Annotated in this window: 1 protein-coding gene; it reads right to left on the bottom strand. The window is 64.0% G+C overall.

Annotated elements, in window-relative coordinates:
* Window positions 1-176: 176 nt before the first annotated feature.
* A partial coding sequence (locus tag CVH10_RS22045) for an acyl-CoA dehydrogenase family protein (protein ID WP_146143275.1) occupies window positions 177-258 on the bottom strand: 82 nt, incomplete at its 5' end.

The following is a 258-nucleotide window of genomic DNA, read 5'->3' as shown; positions in this document are numbered from 1 at the left end:
GCTATGCCGAGAATGCGGTGATCGGCAACGGGCAACTGGCCCCCAACATGGCGTTGTTGACCAAGCCCTTCGCGATGGACGCGCTCGCCGCGAAGGCGCGGGAGATATTGTCGCAGTAGCGCGTCACGCTACGTGCGCCAGCAACCCTCGCCCTCGCGAACGCTGTGAGCGGGCGCTTACAGTTTCCGCGCGATCACTTCCTTCATGATTTCGTTGGTGCCACCATAAATGCGGCTGACGCGCGCGCCACGCCACGCG

The organism is Halomonas sp. ND22Bw (assembly GCF_003011945.1).
Classification (GTDB): Bacteria; Pseudomonadota; Gammaproteobacteria; order Pseudomonadales; family Halomonadaceae; genus Halomonas; species Halomonas halophila.
The sequence above is the reverse complement of the archived record's forward strand: the minus strand, read 5'-3'. Positions and strand labels throughout refer to the sequence as shown.